Source organism: Sulfitobacter sp. HI0129 (genome assembly GCF_001635395.1).
Lineage (GTDB): Bacteria > Pseudomonadota > Alphaproteobacteria > Rhodobacterales > Rhodobacteraceae > Sulfitobacter.
The window spans coordinates 1-442 of the sequence record NZ_LWGH01001068.1 but is presented as its reverse complement, the minus strand read 5'-3'; the positions used below and the strand labels follow the sequence as shown (position 1 = coordinate 442).

Below are 442 nucleotides of genomic sequence, written 5' to 3'. Positions count from 1 at the left end.
CTCGTCATCGCTCCATCGACGGCGCCGCTCAACGCCCAGAACTTCGCCCAGCATGGCCCCTCCAAATAAGACACGTCGATAACGACGCAGTTATGCACGTGTCTTAGATCAGAGAGCCCCAGTCAGGCAGGCGGTTTCAATCGGGCGGTTACGCTTCTTTGGAAGGTTTTGCGGTTTCAGCTCATTTGGCAGACGGTCGGCGACGTTTGTTCAATACCTTCATTGCTTCGCGTTTTTTGTCTTCGTACCGTTGCAAAGCTTCCAACGTGTCAATCTGTTTCCAGTGCTCGGAAACAAAGGGATTCAACTCTTCGTCGCAGCCCATGCGAAGTGCATAAGCGTCGGCAAAATATGACATGTCGATCTCATCATTGTCATCTTCGAGACATTCGCCGATGGCTTCGATTGTCATTTCAACGGCCACGCCAAACCGCCCGACGGA

Annotated in this window: 1 protein-coding gene; it reads right to left on the bottom strand. The window is 52.5% G+C overall.

The genetic code is table 11. The features are described from left to right. Window positions 1-181: 181 nt before the first annotated feature. Window positions 182-442, bottom strand: a 261-nt coding sequence (locus A3764_RS25555; protein ID WP_443069410.1) for a hypothetical protein, incomplete at its 5' end; no start/stop codon positions are given.